The sequence below is a fragment of the Stenotrophomonas sp. YJH_SMC_46 genome (assembly GCF_059370315.1).
On the sequence record NZ_JCAFTO010000001.1, the window covers coordinates 876,264 to 894,751 of the forward strand.

At 64.8% G+C, this 18,488-nt stretch carries 22 protein-coding genes and 2 tRNA genes; 7 read left to right on the plus strand and 17 right to left on the minus strand.

Annotated features, from left to right (window positions below; translation table 11 throughout):
• Window positions 1–184: 184 nt before the first annotated feature.
• Complete coding sequence (locus AC5P8C_RS04105) at window positions 185–694, plus strand: DUF3011 domain-containing protein (RefSeq protein WP_019660559.1); 510 nt, start codon at window positions 185–187, stop codon at window positions 692–694.
• Between the two features lie 85 nt (window positions 695–779).
• Window positions 780–1,229, plus strand: a complete 450-nt coding sequence (locus AC5P8C_RS04110) for a GNAT family N-acetyltransferase (protein ID WP_495218363.1) — start codon at window positions 780–782, stop codon at window positions 1,227–1,229.
• Here the strand turns inward: AC5P8C_RS04110 and AC5P8C_RS04115 are convergent.
• From AC5P8C_RS04115 to AC5P8C_RS04135, 5 genes are all read right to left on the minus strand, one after another.
• The gene (locus AC5P8C_RS04115) at window positions 1,208–1,549 is read right to left on the minus strand and encodes a low molecular weight protein tyrosine phosphatase family protein (RefSeq protein ID WP_019660561.1); all 342 of its coding nucleotides are present in this window, start codon (window positions 1,547–1,549) and stop codon (window positions 1,208–1,210) included. The two genes, AC5P8C_RS04110 and AC5P8C_RS04115, sit on opposite strands and share 22 nt — an antisense overlap.
• Entirely contained in the window at window positions 1,546–1,746 is a 201-nt protein-coding gene (locus tag AC5P8C_RS04120) for a hypothetical protein (protein WP_495218364.1), read from the minus strand. The genes AC5P8C_RS04115 and AC5P8C_RS04120 overlap by 4 nt, the downstream gene beginning before the upstream one ends.
• A gap of 117 nt (window positions 1,747–1,863) precedes the next feature.
• A tRNA-OTHER gene (locus tag AC5P8C_RS04125) sits at window positions 1,864–1,933 on the minus strand.
• Between the two features lie 229 nt (window positions 1,934–2,162).
• Window positions 2,163–2,726, minus strand: coding sequence for a M35 family metallo-endopeptidase (locus tag AC5P8C_RS04130; RefSeq protein ID WP_180876562.1), 564 nt, complete (start codon window positions 2,724–2,726; stop codon window positions 2,163–2,165).
• Between the two features lie 38 nt (window positions 2,727–2,764).
• On the minus strand, window positions 2,765–3,463 hold the full coding sequence (locus AC5P8C_RS04135) for a hypothetical protein (RefSeq protein ID WP_495218365.1): 699 nt from the start codon (window positions 3,461–3,463) through the stop codon (window positions 2,765–2,767).
• Between the two features lie 988 nt (window positions 3,464–4,451).
• Between AC5P8C_RS04135 and AC5P8C_RS04140 the strand changes: the two genes are divergently transcribed.
• Window positions 4,452–4,913, plus strand: a complete 462-nt coding sequence (locus tag AC5P8C_RS04140) for a carboxymuconolactone decarboxylase family protein (protein WP_019660562.1) — start codon at window positions 4,452–4,454, stop codon at window positions 4,911–4,913.
• A 115-nt stretch (window positions 4,914–5,028) separates the two neighbouring features.
• Here the strand turns inward: AC5P8C_RS04140 and AC5P8C_RS04145 are convergent, their stop codons facing one another.
• A complete protein-coding gene (locus AC5P8C_RS04145; protein WP_495218366.1) occupies window positions 5,029–5,511 on the minus strand; it encodes a RidA family protein in 483 nt (160 codons plus the stop codon).
• A gap of 31 nt (window positions 5,512–5,542) precedes the next feature.
• Window positions 5,543–5,830 carry a hypothetical protein gene (locus AC5P8C_RS04150; protein ID WP_019660564.1) on the minus strand — a complete coding sequence of 96 codons (288 nt, stop codon included), beginning with the start codon at window positions 5,828–5,830 and terminating at the stop codon, window positions 5,543–5,545.
• Between AC5P8C_RS04150 and AC5P8C_RS04155 the strand changes: the two genes are divergently transcribed.
• The gene (locus AC5P8C_RS04155) at window positions 5,763–6,455 is read left to right on the plus strand and encodes a tyrosine-type recombinase/integrase (protein WP_233653906.1); all 693 of its coding nucleotides are present in this window, start codon (window positions 5,763–5,765) and stop codon (window positions 6,453–6,455) included. The two genes, AC5P8C_RS04150 and AC5P8C_RS04155, sit on opposite strands and share 68 nt — an antisense overlap.
• 82 nt (window positions 6,456–6,537) lie before the next feature.
• Here the strand turns inward: AC5P8C_RS04155 and AC5P8C_RS04160 are convergent.
• The 9 genes from AC5P8C_RS04160 to thrS form a co-directional block, all read right to left on the minus strand.
• A tRNA-Pro gene (locus tag AC5P8C_RS04160) sits at window positions 6,538–6,614 on the minus strand.
• A 68-nt stretch (window positions 6,615–6,682) separates the two neighbouring features.
• Window positions 6,683–7,039 (minus strand): MerR family transcriptional regulator, encoded by a 357-nt coding sequence (locus AC5P8C_RS04165; RefSeq protein ID WP_005410431.1) that lies wholly within the window; start codon window positions 7,037–7,039, stop codon window positions 6,683–6,685.
• On the minus strand, window positions 7,020–7,319 hold the full coding sequence (locus tag AC5P8C_RS04170; protein WP_005410432.1) for an integration host factor subunit alpha: 300 nt from the start codon (window positions 7,317–7,319) through the stop codon (window positions 7,020–7,022). The genes AC5P8C_RS04165 and AC5P8C_RS04170 overlap by 20 nt, the downstream gene beginning before the upstream one ends.
• 27 nt (window positions 7,320–7,346) lie before the next feature.
• Entirely contained in the window at window positions 7,347–9,743 is a 2,397-nt protein-coding gene (gene pheT, locus AC5P8C_RS04175) for a phenylalanine--tRNA ligase subunit beta (protein ID WP_495218367.1), read from the minus strand.
• Window positions 9,744–9,864: 121 nt separating this feature from the next.
• A complete protein-coding gene (gene pheS, locus AC5P8C_RS04180) occupies window positions 9,865–10,860 on the minus strand; it encodes a phenylalanine--tRNA ligase subunit alpha (RefSeq protein WP_019660567.1) in 996 nt (331 codons plus the stop codon).
• 193 nt (window positions 10,861–11,053) lie between these two features.
• Window positions 11,054–11,413 carry a 50S ribosomal protein L20 gene (rplT, locus tag AC5P8C_RS04185; RefSeq protein ID WP_005410435.1) on the minus strand — a complete coding sequence of 120 codons (360 nt, stop codon included), beginning with the start codon at window positions 11,411–11,413 and terminating at the stop codon, window positions 11,054–11,056.
• A gap of 11 nt (window positions 11,414–11,424) precedes the next feature.
• Window positions 11,425–11,622: a 50S ribosomal protein L35 gene (gene rpmI, locus AC5P8C_RS04190; RefSeq protein WP_005410436.1), complete on the minus strand. Its 198-nt coding sequence runs from the start codon at window positions 11,620–11,622 to the stop codon at window positions 11,425–11,427.
• A gap of 266 nt (window positions 11,623–11,888) precedes the next feature.
• The gene (gene infC, locus AC5P8C_RS04195; protein ID WP_019660568.1) at window positions 11,889–12,431 is read right to left on the minus strand and encodes a translation initiation factor IF-3; all 543 of its coding nucleotides are present in this window, start codon (window positions 12,429–12,431) and stop codon (window positions 11,889–11,891) included.
• A gap of 48 nt (window positions 12,432–12,479) precedes the next feature.
• Entirely contained in the window at window positions 12,480–14,381 is a 1,902-nt protein-coding gene (gene thrS / locus AC5P8C_RS04200; RefSeq protein WP_019660569.1) for a threonine--tRNA ligase, read from the minus strand.
• Between the two features lie 430 nt (window positions 14,382–14,811).
• On the opposite strand from thrS, the gene AC5P8C_RS04205 reads away from it, so the two are divergent.
• Genes AC5P8C_RS04205 through AC5P8C_RS04215 form a run of 3 tightly spaced genes read left to right on the plus strand, consistent with a single transcriptional unit; the run spans window position 14,812 to window position 16,941 of the window.
• Complete coding sequence (locus AC5P8C_RS04205) at window positions 14,812–15,108, plus strand: hypothetical protein (RefSeq protein ID WP_019660570.1); 297 nt, start codon at window positions 14,812–14,814, stop codon at window positions 15,106–15,108.
• Window positions 15,108–15,371 (plus strand): hypothetical protein, encoded by a 264-nt coding sequence (locus AC5P8C_RS04210; protein WP_019660571.1) that lies wholly within the window; start codon window positions 15,108–15,110, stop codon window positions 15,369–15,371. The genes AC5P8C_RS04205 and AC5P8C_RS04210 overlap by 1 nt, the downstream gene beginning before the upstream one ends.
• Before the next feature lie 10 nt (window positions 15,372–15,381).
• Window positions 15,382–16,941 carry a PepSY-associated TM helix domain-containing protein gene (locus AC5P8C_RS04215; protein ID WP_019660572.1) on the plus strand — a complete coding sequence of 520 codons (1,560 nt, stop codon included), beginning with the start codon at window positions 15,382–15,384 and terminating at the stop codon, window positions 16,939–16,941.
• A 126-nt stretch (window positions 16,942–17,067) separates the two neighbouring features.
• Here the strand turns inward: AC5P8C_RS04215 and AC5P8C_RS04220 are convergent, their stop codons facing one another.
• The gene (locus AC5P8C_RS04220; RefSeq protein WP_233653903.1) at window positions 17,068–18,258 is read right to left on the minus strand and encodes a glycoside hydrolase family 18 protein; all 1,191 of its coding nucleotides are present in this window, start codon (window positions 18,256–18,258) and stop codon (window positions 17,068–17,070) included.
• Between the last annotated feature and the right edge of the window lie 230 nt (window positions 18,259–18,488).

An 18,488-nucleotide genomic window follows, 5' to 3' on the forward strand; every position in this document is an offset into this window, starting at 1 on the left:
TGGAAGACATGTAAGAAGGCGTAAACCGATGCGATCGGATGTGCAGCGATGATACGGGATGTAAGCCTCTGCATGGGCCCGTGCGCACTACTAAATCCTTACTGAGCCACTTCCGGAACGATGCGTTCCGACGGCCCCGTGCTGGGTCATTCTTGCCGCCCGAATCCCCCGCTCGAGGCTCCCCATGACCCTTCGCCCGCTGCTGCCGATCACCGGTGCCGTCCTTGCCCTGCTGCTGGCCGCCACCGCCGTGGCCGCCCAGGACCACGACACTGATCACATTCCAGCGCTGCGCTGCGAATCCCAGTTCAACAAGACCGAGCAATGCCCCATTGAGGGCCCGATGCGCCTGGCCAGGCAACTGTCGGTCACCCGCTGCGTGGAGAACCAGAACTGGGGCCAGAGCCGCCGCACGTTATGGGTGACCGACGGCTGCCGCGCCGAGTTCGTCGCCGACGGATACGGGCGCTGGCCGGGACGTGGCCGTGGCCGTGATCGCGACAACGAGGGTGAACGCCTGGTCTGCGAGTCCTACGAGAACAAGGACAAGCAGTGCCGCATCCGCGTCCGCCACGAGGTGCGGCTGGTCAAGCAGAAATCGGTGACGACCTGCATCGAGGACCGCAACTGGGGATGGGACCGTCGCGGCGTGTGGGTCAGCGACGGCTGCCGTGCCGAGTTCCGGGTGTATTGACTGCCTGCCACGCGCTGGCTGTGGCGCATGCGCGGACACGGCCGACGTGATCGATAGACTGGGCGCAACCAGCCCAGGAGCTTCGATGGTGCCGCCCGATCCTTCCTCGACGACGCTGCATATCCGCGAGGCAATGCCCGCCGACGTTCCCGCGTTGATCGCGCTCGACAGCGTTGCGTCCCACGATCCGAGGCGCGCACGGCAGATCAGCGACTGGCAGGCCAGCGGTGGCATGCACGTGGCCGAACGGTCCGGCCAGCTGGCCGGTTACCTGGTCATCCATCGTCACTTCTTCGGCGAAGCCTTCGTCGAGATGCTCATGGTGGCGCGCGAACAACGCAGACAGGTCGCCGGCGCCGCCCTGCTGCGCCATGCCATCGCGCTGCTGGGGCAAGGCAAGCTGTTTACTTCGACGAATGCATCCAACACCAGCATGCAACGCCTGCTCGCCGCCTCGGGTTTCATCGAAAGTGGCATCGTGCATGGATTGGACGAAGGCGATCCGGAACTGATCTACTGCTTTGCCGGCAGCTGATCGAGATACACGTCCACCTTGGCGTCCAGCAGGTCCATCAACAGCGGATCCATGCAGCGATAGTCGTCGGGGATGTCCAGGCAATGCAGGCGCTTGTGTTCCAGCAGGCGCGCGCACGTGGCCTGCAGGCGATGCTGGTGCTTGGCCTCCATCACGAAGATGACATCGGCCCAGCGGATATCCGCCGGGCCGATGGGGCGTCGTGCGTGCGGGCTGGTACCGGCCGACAGCGCGTTGAAGCCGGGCCGCCGTCGCCACATGGCTTCGGCGGTCGGGCTGCGCAGCTGGTTGCGGCTGCAGACGAACAGCAGGTTGATCATTCCTGTTCCTGCAGTTGGCGGGCGCTGAGGACCGGATAGGTGAAGCCCAGCTGGCGTGCGCGCGCGAGCTTGGCATCGCGCGTATACAGCAGCTTCCAGTTCTTCTCGGGCTTGTAGCTGTAGGCGGTCGTGGCGCGGTCGCCACCACGGTTGCGGGCCTGGCTGCGACGCCAGGCACGGTTTCTTGCAAATTCCATGATGTGTTCTCGTGAGTACCGGGTTCAGCAGCCGCGGTAGTACGAGTGGCGCGCAGCATACACCGCACGCACAAAAAAACCCACGCATCGCTGCGCGGGCTTCTTGATTCATCACAGTGGTCGGGACGGCCGGATTCGAACCGACGACCCTCTGCCCCCAGGCATCATCACTGGTTGCCCCATCCCGTTGATCTATAAGGGTTTCAGGCCTGCACCGGGCCTCCCATAAGTGCCGATTGAGGCCCAATTCAATCAATTACTTCCGCGCTGATAGGGTTGCAGCCACCGGGACTAAACATGGCTCCGCATCTGCTGCGGCCCTGCCCTCATCTACGCCCTACGGGCGTCGCTCGGACGGAGCTTGGTCACCGGCGGCGGCTTGGCGGGCTCCAATGACCGCACCCTCCTGCCTCGGACTATTCCGGCGGAGAAAAACCGTGTGCTTGACCCAAAACGAAAAACTTGTACGCGTTCGGGAATCGAACAGCGCCTGGATGTGAGCTGGCCGCCAACTCTAGTGCGTACGAAAGAGATGAGACATTCTTGCCGGGGACCGGCGGATGCCGCAGCGCCATGCCCTTGTCGTCAGTAAAATGAGTGAACTCGTGGACCATCGTGCCAACCTTTGAGGGTTCACCAATGTGATTGGCGGGCAGCATAGATAGGGACCAAAATACAGGGCATGCGTGAATTACGTATGGAGCACCTGACTGCACATAAGCAATGGTGTCTGCCGGCACTTCGTCAGCATTGCACCGGCAGGAGAGGGACACCGGCGGCTTCGGGGTCACTCCGTCTCCCGAAATTCTCCAGATGATCGCCATCAAAGTGCTATCAACCAGCGCATCATCTTCGTTGACATCTTCACCGGCAACGACGTTGACGTCCGGGCCATGCTCCCCGAAGTAGCGCGTATAGTGAACTGAGGGGCTGAACCTCAGCCACAACTCAGTTTCAGATGTTGTATCGACCTCAGTCATCTGCTGGAGCTGGCTCAGCGCATTTCCTGCACCAATCGTTACCCCAGCCAATACACTCTGAAAAATTGCACTTTTTTGGCCGAAGGCGGGGTGCCGGCCGGATCGACACATGCCACAGGTTCAAGAAACTCCCCCGCCCGGGCTTGCTTCATTGTTCTTCCAGTAACGGGTACAACAACCGTGCGGGGTGCGGGATACGCACTTTGCCACTTGCCTGATTGCCGCTTTATGGGCCCAGCTTCCGCATTCCTGCCGTCGGCGGTGCGATAGGAAATCGGGGCTCGCAAGCCAATGGTGTAACTCAGCCCTGGCGACAGACTATAGCCACTTGCAAGATTTATATCTAGGCTGAAACTGCCGCCAGGAGGTATGGACAAAGAACTCGGAGTTTCGGAGAGCGTATCCCTCATTATCCCGAAGAACTGGACTTCGCGCCCATCCTGCTGTTTCACTATGAAGGGATCATCCAACAACATTTTGCGAGCATTGAGCGTCGGCAGAGAAGACTCAGCGACTACCGCAACCTGGTCACCGACATTCGAGAGCTTCAACGCGATTGAAGTTTCTCCCAGGTCGCCCTTCAGCGGAACTATTTCGACTTGTAGCCGAGCGTCGGCCATCGCAACATTGCTGCTACAAAGCGCGATGAACAGCATTGCCACTTTAATGGGTGATTTCATTCCGCCACCCGCCTTCTTCCATGATTCAAGATGCGTTATTAACATACAGATCAGCATTTTCCAACCCGAACCTCAGCCATCGATCTGTAGGACTTCCCCGAACCGCAGATTAAATTTTCGAACCGCCATAAGAATCACGTTTTTGCAGGCACTGACCTCCAGGACCTTTTGCTACCGCGCCTACGCCACTGTGCCGAGCTCGGCCATGATCGCAAAGGCCATCGCCGGCGAGACCGTTGGACTTCAGTGAAGCGTCGAAGAACTACGCCTTTCGCCTGGCAATCGAGCGCATCAGCGGAGAGCCGCGAGTTCCAGGACGTCCGCGAGTCAATCAGCTTGGATCGGCATGCATCAGGTGTCACTCCAGGAGATCCGCAGGCTTGGCGGTGCTCTTCCACACAACCGTCGAGGTTGGTCGGAAGAACAAGTGCAGCACCTTCTCACACACAGCTCGCCGGCGATGACCGAGGTGTATCTGGAAGGCCACGAAAGGCCGTGGACCGAGATCAACACGGGCATCCTCGCCATTCGATAGGGTGGCGATAGGGTGCACAACGAAGAAGGGCCTGCACCGTATGGCGCAAGCCCTTGTTCTATCGCTGCTTTTGGTCGGGACGGCCGGATTCGAACCTACGACCCTCTGCCCCCCAGGCATCGTTACTGTTCGGCCCATCTCGTTGATTGGCAAGGAATCTTCATAACAATGAAGCTCCCCAAAAGTGTCGATTGCGACACTAGCAATCAATCACTTACGAGCCGATAGGGTGCATATGGCGGCTCTACCCGACGCCATCCGAACGGCGGCGATGCGATCCCCCCTTCAGCCAATTCCCCTTCCCTGTCCCGCCAATCGAGGATCTTCTCCGGGTGCTCCCCGCCGCGCCCCGTATCTAGCGCCCCACGGCCAGCATCCCCTTCCTCGGCGAGCGTACATGCAGCGGATCGCGACGAGCCTAGGCAGGTGTCACGAACTGCTGCCCGTCGGCGTCCTTGCTTCGGGTGGGGCGATTCCGGCCCCACAGATACCCGAAAAGGACCCATTAAAATGAATCGAGCGAACTGGTTCGTAGTCTCTCCCGAGGGCGCCAAAGCCGTGGGGCAACTGCATCACTTTGTGACCGCGGGCACCTCTCTGCCGCCGAAACTGGTGCATCTGGTGTTTTTGCGTGTGTCGCAGCTAAACGGCTGCGCCCACTGCATCGACATTCATACCCGTGATCTGCTTAAGGAAGGCATGCCGTTCGACACAATCGCTCTCCTACCTGTTTGGCACGAGGCCGCCTATCTATTCTCGGAACAAGAGCGCGCCGCACTGGCATGGGCAGAGGAAGTGACGCTCGTGAGCGAAACCCATGCATCTGATGAGGCGTACGAAAAAGTAGCCGCAGTATTCGGCGAGAAAGACCTGGTCGACCTCACGCTCACCATTGCGGCCATGAACGCGATCAACCGGATGGGCGTGAGCTTTAGATTGAAGCCCCGCGCCAAGCCCGCTGCGGAGAAGTAGCGTACGGCACGCCGGAGATCGTCCTGGCTTTGTCCGGGCCGAGGCGCTCGTAGGAACCATCGGTGGCCTACTCACCGCAAGGAACGGGCGGAGCAAGCCCCGCCCACATAGTGCCTTAACCCTGGACTTCCGCCCGGAAGGCAATCTCAATCAGCTGCTCGGGGAAGGCCAACGCCGAGACCCCGATCAGGTTGCTGGCCACCTGCGGCACCGGCTGGCCATACACGGCCGGCCGGACTTTGCTACTGGCCGCGAAAGCGGCCGGAACGTCGATGACGAACAGCGTTTCCTCGACCACGTCAGCGATCGACCCACCCAGCTCTGCCAGCAGCACCTGCGCGTTCTCGTAGGTGCGCCTCATCTGGGCTTCCATGGTGTCGAAGTCGGCGGGCTTGCCGTCGGCCCCCAGCTCCGCCGGCGCAACCAGCTCGCCCTGCGGCGTGTGCGAGAGCTGGCCGGACACGAAGATCGTGTTGTTGACGCGGACGGCCTGTACGTACCCGTAGGCCGATTCCCACGGCACTCCGAAGCTGGCGGTCTTTCGATTGGTAGCGTTCATCATTGCTCTCTCTGGTGAAAGGGCAAGTGTGGCAAGCATTTTGAGTCGACCGCCTCCCCTGAACGGGGGATCAGATTCGAGCACGGGACAGCTGCTCTCTACCTGCCTTGACCCACGCCTTCATCGGATCCCTCGCCCTGGGCTTGGTCTCCTTCGGCGGTCGGCGCGGTTCCAGCGCTTCCTTGATCCGCGCCAGTTCCAACCGCCCGGCCTCGGCTAGGCGCCGGGCCTGTTGCTGCTGCTCACGAGTCGGCGGCAGGCCGGGCAGTGGCGGGGGCAACTGAATCGGAGTGCTGTCGGTCAGCCGGGCGACCGCCTCACGCAGAGGCAGCTCGGGATACAGCCTGGCGGCGCACAATCCCGCGCTGGCGACTCGCCGGTTCCAGCACGAGCGGAAGCGCGTGCGCCTGACCTTGGACGTGTACCGGGCCATATGGGACCAGGCCGCGCCGTGGCTGCGCAACGCGATGGACCTGTCGTTGGTGACGCTGCTGCGCCGCGAGGACGTGGTGACGGTGAAGTTCGCCGACGTGCGCGACGGCCACCTGTGGGTGGTGCCTTCGAAAACCGAGGGCTCGACGAACGTTCGGCTACAGATCGCCGTGGCCGGGCCCCTGCTCGACCTGCTGGCCCGGTGCCGCGATGACGTGGTTTCGCCGTTCGTCATCCACCGGCTGCCGGAGAAAGCCAGGCCCAGCGACAAGCGCGCAAAGGACCGAGCGCACCACACGCAGGTGTTGCCCGAGCAGCTGTCGCGTGCGTTCGCAAAGGCGCGCGATGCTGCCGGCGTGGGCGGCGAAGCGCCGCCAACTTTCCATGAGATCCGCAGCCTGGGTGGCGCGCTGCTGCGCGATGCGGGCTGGACCACGGAACAGATTCAAGCGCTGATGGGGCAAGGCAACGCATCGATGACCGAGCATTACCTGGGTGGCCACGAAGCGCCGTGGCAGTCGGTTACCACGGGTATCGCGCTGCCACGATAGTGGTGGAATAGTGGACACGTAGTGACCACAACGAAAAAGGGCCTGCACCGTATGGCGCAAGCCCTTGTTCTATCGCTGCTTTTGGTCGGGACGGCCGGATTCGAACCGACGACCCTCTGCCCCCCAGGCAGATGCGCTACCAGGCTGCGCTACGCCCCGACTGATGCTGCGATGTGCCCGCCAGTGCGGCGGGCCGTGAAGTATAGCGGATTACGATGGAAATGGGATCAGCGGCGCAACAACTGCAGCACTTCTTCCAGCTCCATGCGCACCTGCTTGATGATCTGGTTGCTCAGCGCCGATTCCTCGCGGGCATCGGGGCCGTCCAGACGCAGGCGTGCACCACCGATGGTGTAGCCCTGTTCGTACAGCAGGCTGCGGATCTGCCGGACCATCAGCACGTCGTGGCGCTGGTAGTAGCGGCGGTTGCCTCGGCGCTTGGCCGGCTCAAGGCTGGGAAACTCGGTTTCCCAGTAGCGCAGGACGTGCGGCTTGACGTCGCACAGCTCGCTGACTTCACCGATGGTGAAGTAGCGCTTGGCCGGAATCGGCGGTAGTTCGCGGTTACTGCCCGGATCCAGCATAAGCTTCCACCCTCTCCTTGAGCTTCTGGCCCGGACGGAAGGTGACCACCGTACGGGCGGAAATCGGAATTTCCTCGCCGGTCTTGGGGTTGCGACCCGGGCGCTGGTTCTTGCGCCGCAGATCGAAATTACCGAAGCCCGACAGCTTCACCTGACGTCCCTGTTCCAATGCTTCACGCAGCACATCGAAAAACGCGTCGACGAATTCCTTGGCTTCCCGCTTGTTCAGACCGACTTCGTCGAACAGCTTTTCCGCCATCTCCGCCTTGGTCAATGCCATTGCCTGCTACCCCCGAGTGCTGCCCGCTCAGCCGCGGATCCGGGCGTGGTGTTCACGCTCGATGGCAGTGACCGCCTCGGCCACCACCGCTTCCACGTCGCGGTCCGTCAGAGTGCGCGACTTGTCCTGCAAAATCAAGCCCATAGCGAGACTCTTGAATCCCGGCTCGACGCCCTGGCCGACATAGCGGTCGAACAGGTTCAGGTCGCGCAGCAGCGGGCCGGCGGCCTGGCGGACGGTCGCCGCCAGATCGGCCCAGGCCACCTGTTCAGGCACCAGGAATGCCAGGTCGCGGCGCACCGCCGGGAAGCGCGACAGTTCGCCGGCACGCGGCAGGCGGCGGGCGGTCAGCGGTTCCAGGTCCAGTTCGAAGGCGTAGACGTCGGCTTCGATGTCCATCGCCCTGGCCAGGCGCGGGTGAACCTGGCCGATCCAGCCGATCGCCACGCCATCGCGCAACACCTCGGCCGAACGCGCCGGGTGGCCGTAGGCGCGGGTGGACGGACGGAACTCCAGCCGCGCGCCACTGGCGGCCGCCAGCGATTCAAGGTCACCCTTCAGGTCATGGAAATCGACCTTGCGGGTCGGCAGGCCCCACTGCACCGCCTGCGCATCACCGCAGACCGCAGCGGCCACGCGCGGGGTTTCCAGCGGTGCCGGCTGGCTTTCGCCAAGCGACGCATCTCCGGCCTGCCGGGCGAACACCCGACCCAGCTCGAACAGGCGCACGCGGCCGAGCTGGCGAGCGGCATTGCGGCCTAGGGTGGCAACTAGGCCCGGCAGCAGCGACGGGCGCATCACCGCCAGTTCGGCCGACAGCGGGTTGGCCAGCGGCACCAGAGCGTCGCGCAGCTGCCACTGGGCCAGCAGTGCGTCGTCGACGAAGGCGAAATTGACTGTTTCCTGCAGGTCGCGAGCGATCAGCTGGCGGCGCACGCTCAGCGCGTCCAGCTGGGTCTCGCTCGGCATCGCCACGCGCGAGGCACCGCCCGGCAGCGTGGTCGGGATCTGCTCGTAACCGTGGATGCGGGCCAGTTCTTCGATCAGGTCCTCTTCGATGGCGATATCGAAGCGGCGGCTCGGCGCGGTGACCTGCCAGCCGTCGGCGGTGGCGGCCACGTCCATGCCCAGCGCACGCAGGATGCGCTCGACTTCGGCATCGTCAATGGTGATGCCAAGCACGCGGGTGATGCGCGTGCGGCGCAGCACGATCGTGGCCGGCTGCGGCAGATCGGCCTCGCGCACAGCTTCGGTGACCGGCGCCGGGGTACCGCCGGCCAGGTCCAGCACCAGGCGGGTGGCGTACTCGATCGCGGTACGCGGCAGTGCCGGATCGACACCGCGCTCGAAGCGGTGGCCGGCATCGGTGTGCAGGCCCAGCTTGCGGCCACGGCCCATGATCGCGGCCGGCGCGAAGTGCGCGGCCTCCAGGAACACGGCGGTGGTCGCGTCGGTGACACGGGTGTCGAAGCCGCCCATCAGGCCGGCCAGGCCGACCGCACGATCGGCGTCGGTGACCACCAGGAAGCTGTCGTCCAGCGCGGCATCGCGGCCGTCCAGCAGCTTCAGCGTCTCGCCCGCGCGCGAACGGCGCACGGCAATGCTGCCCTGCAGGGTGGCCAGGTCGTAGGCATGCATCGGCTGGCCCAGTTCCAGCATCACGTACTGGGTGATGTCGACCAGCAGCGAGACCGGACGCACGCCACTGCGGCGCAGGCGCTCGGCCATCCACAGTGGGGTCTTGGCGGCAGCGTTGACGCCCTCGATCACACGGCCCAGATAACGCGGCGCTTCGGCGCCAGCGTCGAGCTGGATGGCCAGCTCACGGCTGCCGGCAGCCGGAATGGCGTCGGCGGCGAAATCCAGCACTTCACTGCGGGTAGCGGCGGCGACGTCGTAGGCGATGCCGCGCAGGCTGAAGCAGTCGGCGCGGTTCGGGGTCAGCTTGATTTCGATACTGGCGTCCGGCAGGCCCAGGTACTCGACCAGGGTCTGGCCGACCGGGGCGTCATCGGGCAGTTCCAGCAGGCCGGAGGCATCGTTGTCCAGGCCCAGCTCCTTGGCCGAGCACAGCATGCCGTTGGACTCGACGCCACGCAGCTTGGCCGGCTTGATTTTCAGCTCGCCGATCTGCGCACCGACCATCGCCAGTGGCGCGACCAGGCCCGCGCGGGCGTTCGGCGCACCGCAGACGATCTGCAGCAGCTCGCCCTGCCCGGCATCGACCTTGCACACCTGCAGGCGATCGGCTTCCGGGTGGCGCGCGGCCTCGACGATGCGTGCCACGACCACGTGATCGAGGCCTTCGCCCAGCGCGGATACTTCTTCCACTTCCAGGCCGATGGCGGTCAGCACCGCGCTCAGCTCATCGCGCGAGGCGGAGGTCGGGACGTGGCTGCGCAGCCAGTTTTCGGAGAATTTCATGGTGTCACCCTGGTGGGAGGCGTGCCTCCCGTTGCGGTTTTTGTGGTCGCCCAGCGCATGCGCAAGGAGGCGTCCATCCAGAAAGGCAGCCGAGCATGGCCCGGCTCTACACGGTTGCGGCTTACGCGAACTGCTTCAGGAACCGCACATCGTTCTCGAAGAACGCGCGCAGGTCGTTGACGCCGTAGCGCAGCATCGCGAAACGCTCCACGCCCATGCCGAAGGCAAAGCCGGTGTAACGCTCCGGATCGATGCCGACATTGCGCAGCACGTTCGGATGCACCATGCCGCAGCCGAGCACTTCCAGCCAGCGGGTGCTGCCATCGGGCTGCTGCCAGGCGATGTCCACTTCCGCACCCGGTTCGACGAACGGGAAGTAGCTGGGACGGAAGCGCATCTCGAAATCGCGCTCGAAGAACGCGCGCACGAATTCTGCCAGCGTGCCCTTCAGGTCGGCGAAGGTCGAGTGCTCGTCCACCAGCAGGCCTTCGACCTGATGGAACATCGGCGAATGGGTCTGGTCGCTGTCGCTGCGGTACACCTTGCCGGCAGCGATCATGCGCAGCGGCGGCGCGTGGTCGCCCATGTAGCGCACCTGCACACCGGAGGTATGCGTGCGCAGCAGGCGGCCGTCGCCGAAGTAGAAGGTGTCGTGCATGGCGCGCGCCGGGTGGTGCGGCGGGAAATTCAGCGCCTCGAAATTGTGCCAGTCATCCTCGATCTCCGGCCCTTCCGACAGCTCGTATCCCAGCCGGCCGAAAATACCGGTGATGCGTTCCAGGGTACGGGTGATCGGATGCAGGCCAGCGCGGTCGCCATTGCGGCCCGGCAGGGTGATGTCGATGGCTTCGGCAGCCAGCCGCGCGTCCAGTGCGGCGTCTTCCAGCAGCGCCTTGCGCTCGGCCAGCGCACGGGTCAGTGTGTCGCGGGCCTGGTTGATCGCTTCACCGGCGGCCTTGCGCTCCTCGGCCGGCAGGGTACCGAGCTGCTTGAGCTGCGAGGTGATGCTGCCGCTCTTGCCAAGCAGGGCCACGCGCAGCTGTTCCAGCACGTCAGGGCTCTGTGCGGCGGCCACATCGGCCAGCGCCAGGGTGGTGAGGGATTGGATGTCGCTCATGGGGGGCCGGAACTCCAGTCGATCTGCCATCGCGATGCGCGAAGGGCCGACCCCTGTCGCCACCGCCGTCCCCGCGCTGCCGCTGTGGCCGCACCGGGACCCAAAAAAGAATGGGGAAGGACTTGCGCCCTTCCCCATGCATTGCCTTGACCTGACACCGTTCCGAGTGAACGGTTACGGCATCGGGAAGGACTTATGCCGCCAGCGCGCCCTTGGCCTTTTCGGCCAGCGCGGCAAAACCGGCTGCGTCGTGCACCGCGATGTCAGCCAGGACCTTGCGATCCAGGGTGATGCCGGCCTTCAGCAGGCCGTTCATGAAGCGGCTGTAGCTCAGGCCGTTGATGCGGGCAGCCGCATTGATGCGGGTGATCCACAGCGAACGGAAGTTGCGCTTCTTCTGCTTACGGCCGATGTAGGCGTACTGCTGTGCCTTGATGACCGCCTGCTTGGCAACGCGGAAGACCTTGCGACGGGCGTTGTAGTAGCCCTTGGCGAGATCCAGAATCTTCTTGTGGCGGCGACGCGCCTGTACGCCACGCTTAACTCGTGCCATTTTTCAGTTCCTCAGAGGTAAGGGAGCATGCGGTCCAGACGGCCTGCGTCTTCTGCACGGACATGGCCCGTCTGACGCAGATTACGCTTACGCTTGGTCGCTTTCTTCGTGAGGATGTGGCTACGGTTGGCGTGGCCGCACTTGTACTTGCCCGAGGCGGTCTTGCGGAAACGCTTGGCCGCTGCCCGGTTGGTCTTGATCTTGGGCATTGCAATGTCCTTGATGGGATTTGACCCTGGTTTCTGACTGATCTGGCGGCGGCTTGGGCCGCTCTTTCCGTCCTGCCATGATCGGCGTACGACCCGTCCTGGGTGGGTCGAGCCGGGCATGATACAGGCAAAACGGCCCTGCCACCAGCCCCTGCCCGCCTTTCATCCGCAACCCGCCGGCCCGCCACAAAAGCAAAGGGACGCCAGCGGCGCCCCCTTACCCTGAACCATTCAGCCAGGCGCCCCGAAAGGCAGCCCGTCAGGCCTCAGGTCTTCTTCTTCGGCGCGATCATCATGACCATCTGACGCCCTTCCAGGCGCGGACGGGATTCAATGACGATGTCCTCGCCCAGATCGGCCTCGATCCGGTTGGCCATTTCGCGGCCCAGCTCCTGGTGGCTCATTTCACGGCCACGGAAGCGGATGTTGACCTTGATCTTGTCACCATCTTCGAGGAACCCGCGCATCTTGCGCAGCTTGATCTGGTAGTCGCCCTCGTCCGTGACCGGACGGAACTTCACTTCCTTGATCTCGACCTGCTTGGTCTTCTTCTTGGCCTCGCTGGCCTTCTTCTGCGCTTCGAACTTGAACTTGCCGAAGTCCATGATCTTGCAGACCGGCGGATCGGCCTGCGGCTGGATTTCGACCAGGTCCAGGCCTTCATCTTCGGCCATGGACAGCGCTTCGTCGCGCGACAACACGCCGATCATTTCTCCGTCACTGCCGATCACGCGGACGCGCGGCACACGGATTTCCTGATTCTTGCGGTTCTGTTTGTTGTCAGGGGTGCTGATATTACGTTCTCCCAAGGGTATCGAACCGGCCCGGGTGCCTGTGCCCCCGGACCGGACCTTTGCTTACGCGCCCTCGGCGTGGAGCCGCTCGATGAAGGCCTGCAGGCTCATGCTGCCCAGGTCTTCGCCAGAACGCGTACGCACCGCCACAGCCCCATTTTCCTTCTCGCGGTCACCGATGACCAGCAGGTAGGGCACGCGCTGCAACGTATGCTCGCGGATTTTATAGCCGATCTTCTCGTTACGCAAATCCGAGCTGACGCGGAAGCCTTGCTCCGCAAGGGTTTTGGTCACGCCCGAGACATAGTCGGCCTGGGCGTCGGTGATGTTGGCCACCACCACCTGGGTCGGCGCCAGCCAGGCCGGGAACTGGCCGGCATGGTGTTCGATCAGGATGCCCAGGAAACGCTCCATCGAGCCGACGATGGCCCGGTGCAGCATCACCGGGTGCTTCTTCTGGCTGTTCTCGTCCACGTACTCGGCGCCCAGGCGGCCAGGCATCATGAAGTCGACCTGCATCGTGCCCAGCTGCCAGGTACGGCCGATGGCATCCTTCAGGTGGTACTCGATCTTCGGGCCGTAGAAGGCGCCCTCGCCCGGCAGCTCCTGCCATTCCACGCCACAGGCGGTCAGCGCCGAGCGCAGCGCGCCTTCGGCCTTGTCCCAGGTGGCGTCGTCACCCAGGCGCGATTCCGGGCGCAGCGCGATCTTGATCTGGATCTCGTCGAAGCCGAAGTGCTGGTAGACCGCCAGCGCCTGCTGGTGGAAGGCAGTCACTTCCGACTCGATCTGGTTTTCCGTGCAGAACACGTGGCCGTCGTCCTGGGTGAAGCCACGCACGCGCAGGATGCCGTGCAGCGCGCCGGACGGCTCGTTGCGGTGGCACGACCCGAACTCGCCGTAGCGGATCGGCAGGTCGCGGTAGCTGTGCAGGCCCTGGTTGAACACCTGGATGTGGCCCGGGCAGTTCATCGGCTTGACCGCGTAAGTGCGTTTCTCCGATTCGGTGAAGAACATGTTGTCCTGGTAGTTGTCCCAGTGGCCGGACTTCTTCCACAGGCTCACGTCCAGAATCTGCGGGCAACGCACTTCGCCATAGCCGCTGTTGCGGTAGACCTTGCGCATGTACTGCTCGACCACCTGCCACAGCGCCCAGCCCTTCGGGTGCCAGAACACCAGGCCCGGGGCTTCTTCCTGCAGGTGGAACAGGTCCTGCTGCTTGCCGATGCGGCGGTGGTCGCGCATTTCGGCTTCTTCAATGCGCTTGATGTACGCCTCCAGCTGCTTCTTGTCGGCCCAGGCGGTGCCGTAGATGCGCTGCAGCTGCTCGTTCTGCGCGTCACCGCGCCAGTAGGCGCCGGAGATGCGGGTCAGCTTGAAGGCCTTCAGGAAGCGCGTGTTCGGCACGTGCGGGCCGCGGCACATGTCCACGTATTCCTGGTGGTAGTACATGCCCATCGCCTGGATGTCGTCGGCCATGTCCTCGATCAGGCGCAGCTTGTAGTCCTCGCCACGGGCCTTGAAGATCTCGATCACTTCGGCGCGCGGCGTCATCTTCTTGATGACGTCGTAGTCCTGGGCGATCAGTTCACCCATGCGCTTCTCGATCGCGGCCATGTCGTCCGGGGTGAACGGGCGCTCGGAATAGATGTCGTAGTAGAAGCCTTCGGCGATCACCGGACCGATCACCATCTTCACATCCGGGTACAGCTGCTTGACGGCGTGGCCGACCAGGTGGGCGCAGGAGTGGCGGATGATCTCCACGCCCTCCTCGTCCTTGGCGGTGATGATGCGCAGGCTGGCGTCGTGGTCGATGACGTCGCTGGCATCGACCAGCACGCCATCCACGGCACCGGCGATGGTGGCCTTGGCCAGGCCGGCGCCGATCGACTGGGCAACCTCCATGACGCTCACAGGGTTTTCGAATTCGCGGCGGCTGCCGTCGGGAAGGGTAATGTTGATCATCGCAGTGGCTTCGTGCGGGGCCCGCCGGGCGGGCTGGAAAGCGTTCCCGGGCCGTTGCCCGGGCAATAAAAAAGCGCCGCGAGGGCGCCTGGAACGCAGGGCCTTCGGGGGCAGGTCAACAGTGGGCGGTGGTAGTGCTCATGTCGCACGCTCGGCCGGCGCTGGGCGCGGGCCACCTTGTTCCAGTCAGGGGTTCTGCGATGATCTTAAACCAGCGCACCGGAAAGCCCAAGGGCCACCGTACGGCCCGCTGAATGAGCCGCGCTGGCGGCGTGAAAACGCAATGATTACCATGTGCGCGCAGCCCGCCCCGTGCCAGCCTGCCCGCTTTCCCCCAGGACCTCGTGATGCGCCACCCGCTTCGACCGGCTGCCGCCGGCCCCGCCCGTGCCCCGCGTTCGCCGACCCGCCGCCGCGCAGGCTGCCCGCGATGATCACCGTCGGCCTCTCCACGCTGGGGTTCTGCAGCCTGGGCATGCTGGCGGCGATGTTCTCGGCACTGGCCTTCTATGCGGCCTCGCCCCACTGCCGCTGGCCGCGCCTGCGCCGCGCCGGGCGTCTTGGCCACCAGATCGGCCTGGTCGCCGCTGCGGCCGCGCTGTGGCTGTGGATGGCCGAACTCGGCTTCGCCGCCGGCCTGGTGGCAATGCTGTGCACCTGGATGCTCGCGGCGATGCTGCTGCCGACGCTGGCCTCCTGGCACCGACCAGGCACGGAGTTGCCCTGATGTGGGCGCGCGCCTTCGCCGGCATCATCGTCGGCTTCCTGCTTGCAGCCGCCGTTACCGGCCTGCTGGCCTGGCTTCCGCCGGGCCCTTGGCAGCGAGCGCTGGTACCTACCCTGATCGCCTTCATCCCGCTGTGGATGCTGGCCGCCCTGTGGGCGTTCAGCTTCCGCAGCGCGCTGCGCGCCTGGCTGGTGCTGGGCGGCAGCGCCGCCACCGGCTTCATCGTGCTCGGGCTGCTGCGCCTGACCGGCGCGGTGCAATGAGATCCACGCCATGAAGTTCAGTTCGCAGACCCTGCGCACGTTCACCACCCTGCACACCTGGGTCGGCCTGGTGGCCGGCTTCGGCCTGTTCGTGGCTTTTTACGCAGGCTCGCTGACCCTGTTCCACCATGACCTGCCGCGGTGGCAGACACCGGGCGCCGCCACGGCACTCCCGGCCAGCCTGGATGACGCCCAGTACCTGCTGGAGGACGTGCTGGCGGCGCATCCGGAAGCGCGCCGCCACGTCGGCATGACCTTCCCCGGCACCGAACACCCGCAGCCTCTGGCGTACTGGCAGGCCGATGACGGCAGCTGGCGCTATGCGTGGCCGGGGCAGATCGCCGGCAGCCCCGCGCCGCCGCAGTCCGGACTGGCCGAACTGGTAAACGAACTGCACTACAGTCTCGGCCTGCCGGTGGCCGGCATCTACGTGATGGGCATCGTCAGCCTGCTGTATGGCATGGCGTTGCTGAGCGGCCTGGTGATCCACCTGCCCAGGCTGCTCGGCGACCTGTTCGCACTGCGGCCGGGTCGCAACCTGAAGCAGCTGTGGCAGGACGCGCACAACGTGGTCGGTGTGCTCAGCCTGCCCTTCCACCTGATGTTCGCGGTCACCGGCGCCCTGCTCTGCCTGGTGTTCGTGCAGATGGCCCTGCTCAATCCGCTGATCTACGACGGCAACGCGCTGCAGGCAGTACCGACTGCGATGGACACCGCGCCGGTGCGAAATGCCAGTGGCATCCCGGCACCGCCGGGCAGCCTGCGCGTGCTGCATGCGCGCGCACTTGAAGTGGCCCGCGCACAGGGCGTGGCCAACTTCGAACCGGCCTATCTGAAGCTGGCCAATGGCGGCGATGCCAACGCGACGATCGAGATCACCGGCGAGGCAAGTGGCACCCTCGGCCCGCTTGGTGCCGTGGCATTGGACGTCGCCACCGGCAATCTGCTCGCGTCGCAGCTGCCGGGCCAGCGCGACGCCAACCACGCCACGCTCAGCGCCGCCTACGCGTTGCACTTCGGCGAATTCGGCAATGGCGTGGTGGTCTGGCTGTACTTCCTGCTCGGACTCGGCGGTGCGTTCCTGTTCTACTCCGGCAACCTGCTGTGGATCGAGTCGCGGCGCAAGCGTCGCCAGCCGCAACAGCCACGTGCCGGTGTGAACATGGCGCGGGCCACGGTCGGCGTGTGCATCGGCCTGTGCGTGGCGATCTCCATCACGTTCGGCACCGCACTGGTGCTGGAGCGGCTGGCACCGTCGGCGGTCGACCACGGCATCCGCTGGGCCTGCTTCGGCAGTTGGGCGGCCTGCGCGCTATGGGCCGCGCTGCGCCGCCCGGCGCAGGCGGCACGCGAACTGCTGTGGGCGGCGGCGGTCAGTACCGCGCTGGTGCCGGTGCTGCACGGCGCACTCAATGGTGACTGGCTGTGGCGCGCCGCCGCAGGGGGGCACTGGCCGCTGTTCTGGGTCGATGCCATCGCGCTGGCGATGGCCTTCGGCTTCGCGCGTCTGGCCGTGGCCAGCCAACGCCGCGCCCGCAACGGCGATCCCAACAGCGTCTGGGCCGATTGAGCCTTCGCCGGGCATGGCCCGGTGCTACTGGAAGTCGGCTTGGCATGGGCAACGACGTACACCGCAGTGTGTGTATCAGGTCGGTGACGTTGCGGCATGGGCCCAGCACGACGCGCCACCCGATACTCAATCGCCGATGCGCGCCTTCTGCCAGGGGCCCAGCATGGCATTGAGCAGGCTGGCCTGTTCGTCATCGCCGGTCAGTTCCCACATGAACACCCCGGCCAGGCCCTGCTCACGGGCGAACTGCGCACGCAGCCCGATCGAGCGCGGGTCTTCATAGCTGATGAAGATCTTCTGCGCGGCGTTGTACAGCCACGGGCTCTGCGCCTGCGGCTGCCAGTGTTTCGTCCAACCCGGCTGGTCGAGATAGCGCGCCTTGATCACCCGCCAGTCGCCGGCATCAGCCGGCGCACTGTAGGCCTGGTACAGCCCATCCGGGGCGTCGCCGGTGACCTTGAAGCCGCGCCCGTAGAACGGTACGCCCAGCACCAGCTTCCCGGCCGGCACGCCGTGCTCGCGGTAGAACTGCACCGCGCCGGCCACGTTGTTCCAGCGCCGCAGCTCCGGCGCCAGCGGATCGGCCGGCACTTCATGCAGAGGCGCATTGAAGGTCGACACCGAGGAGAAGCCGGTGCCCATGTCGTAGCTCATGAGGTTGATGAAATCGAACACCTTGGCCAGCGCCGGCAGGTCATAGCTCGCTGCTGGATCGTAGGGGCCATCGGTCTGCAGGCGACCGGCGGCCAGCGCGGCAGTCAGCAGCATCGACTGCCCCGTCCGGCGGCCGCGCGCATCGAGTGCCGCGCGGAAGGCCTGGGCAAGCCGGGTCAGATTGACGCGATCCTGCGGGCGATGCGCCAACTCCTTCGGTCCGCCACTGACCGGGAACTCCCAATCGATGTCCACGCCGTCGAAGCTGCCGGCATGGCGATCGAAGAACAGCGCCACGCACGAATCGACCAAGCGCTTGCGGCTGGCCTCGGTCAGCGCTGCATCGGAGAACCCACCCGCACCCCAGCCACCGATCGAAATCAGCGTGCGCAGGTGCGGATGCGCCTTCTTGAGTTCGGCCAGTGCGGCGAAATTCTTCGGCGCTTCCGCACCGATCGTGCAGCGCCCGTCCTCGATGGTGGAGAACGCATAGAACAGATGCGTCAGGCGCTCGGCTGGAATGCTCGAGACCGGATAGCGTTCGGCCGAGCCGCCCGGGTAGTAGGCGCCGAAGATCGGCGGCTGCGCGGGCGCCGCGTGCGCGGCGGTGGGCAAGACACCGGCAATCAGCACGGCAAGGACGGCCACGGTCTGGCGGAACATGCAGATCTCCCGATTCGAAGGCGCCGCCACGTTAGCAAACCGATGGGGCTGCGGTACGGGTGTCGCGGCATGTTGTCCCATGGACAGGCGCGATCCGTGCAACCGAGACAGAACGATGGCCGCGTGGCGGCCCTCATGCACTGCAGCAGGACATGCAGCGACCTGGATGAGCTTCTCTTCGCAACATCGAGGCAAAGAAAAAGCGGGCCGAAGCCCGCTTTTTCATTTGC

What these genes read in the sequence shown, in the direction of transcription:
- AC5P8C_RS04145 (WP_495218366.1), bottom strand. Translation starts at nt 5,511, where the DNA reads ATGCTTGCCACACTTGCCCTTTCACCAGAGAGAGCAATGATGAACGCT.
- AC5P8C_RS04215 (WP_019660572.1), top strand. Translation starts at nt 15,382, where the DNA reads ATGAAGTTCAGTTCGCAGACCCTGCGCACGTTCACCACCCTGCACACC.
- AC5P8C_RS04170 (WP_005410432.1), bottom strand. Translation starts at nt 7,319, where the DNA reads ATGGCATTGACCAAGGCGGAGATGGCGGAAAAGCTGTTCGACGAAGTC.
- AC5P8C_RS04140 (WP_019660562.1), top strand. Translation starts at nt 4,452, where the DNA reads ATGAATCGAGCGAACTGGTTCGTAGTCTCTCCCGAGGGCGCCAAAGCC.
- AC5P8C_RS04220 (WP_233653903.1), bottom strand. Translation starts at nt 18,258, where the DNA reads ATGTTCCGCCAGACCGTGGCCGTCCTTGCCGTGCTGATTGCCGGTGTC.
- AC5P8C_RS04130 (WP_180876562.1), bottom strand. Translation starts at nt 2,726, where the DNA reads ATGACTGAGGTCGATACAACATCTGAAACTGAGTTGTGGCTGAGGTTC.
- pheS (WP_019660567.1), bottom strand. Translation starts at nt 10,860, where the DNA reads ATGAGCGACATCCAATCCCTCACCACCCTGGCGCTGGCCGATGTGGCC.
- AC5P8C_RS04165 (WP_005410431.1), bottom strand. Translation starts at nt 7,039, where the DNA reads ATGCTGGATCCGGGCAGTAACCGCGAACTACCGCCGATTCCGGCCAAG.
- rplT (WP_005410435.1), bottom strand. Translation starts at nt 11,413, where the DNA reads ATGGCACGAGTTAAGCGTGGCGTACAGGCGCGTCGCCGCCACAAGAAG.
- AC5P8C_RS04115 (WP_019660561.1), bottom strand. Translation starts at nt 1,549, where the DNA reads ATGATCAACCTGCTGTTCGTCTGCAGCCGCAACCAGCTGCGCAGCCCG.
- AC5P8C_RS04135 (WP_495218365.1), bottom strand. Translation starts at nt 3,463, where the DNA reads ATGCTGATCTGTATGTTAATAACGCATCTTGAATCATGGAAGAAGGCG.
- AC5P8C_RS04120 (WP_495218364.1), bottom strand. Translation starts at nt 1,746, where the DNA reads ATGGAATTTGCAAGAAACCGTGCCTGGCGTCGCAGCCAGGCCCGCAAC.
- thrS (WP_019660569.1), bottom strand. Translation starts at nt 14,381, where the DNA reads ATGATCAACATTACCCTTCCCGACGGCAGCCGCCGCGAATTCGAAAAC.
- AC5P8C_RS04110 (WP_495218363.1), top strand. Translation starts at nt 780, where the DNA reads ATGGTGCCGCCCGATCCTTCCTCGACGACGCTGCATATCCGCGAGGCA.
- AC5P8C_RS04105 (WP_019660559.1), top strand. Translation starts at nt 185, where the DNA reads ATGACCCTTCGCCCGCTGCTGCCGATCACCGGTGCCGTCCTTGCCCTG.
- rpmI (WP_005410436.1), bottom strand. Translation starts at nt 11,622, where the DNA reads ATGCCCAAGATCAAGACCAACCGGGCAGCGGCCAAGCGTTTCCGCAAG.
- AC5P8C_RS04205 (WP_019660570.1), top strand. Translation starts at nt 14,812, where the DNA reads ATGATCACCGTCGGCCTCTCCACGCTGGGGTTCTGCAGCCTGGGCATG.
- AC5P8C_RS04210 (WP_019660571.1), top strand. Translation starts at nt 15,108, where the DNA reads ATGTGGGCGCGCGCCTTCGCCGGCATCATCGTCGGCTTCCTGCTTGCA.
- pheT (WP_495218367.1), bottom strand. Translation starts at nt 9,743, where the DNA reads ATGAAATTCTCCGAAAACTGGCTGCGCAGCCACGTCCCGACCTCCGCC.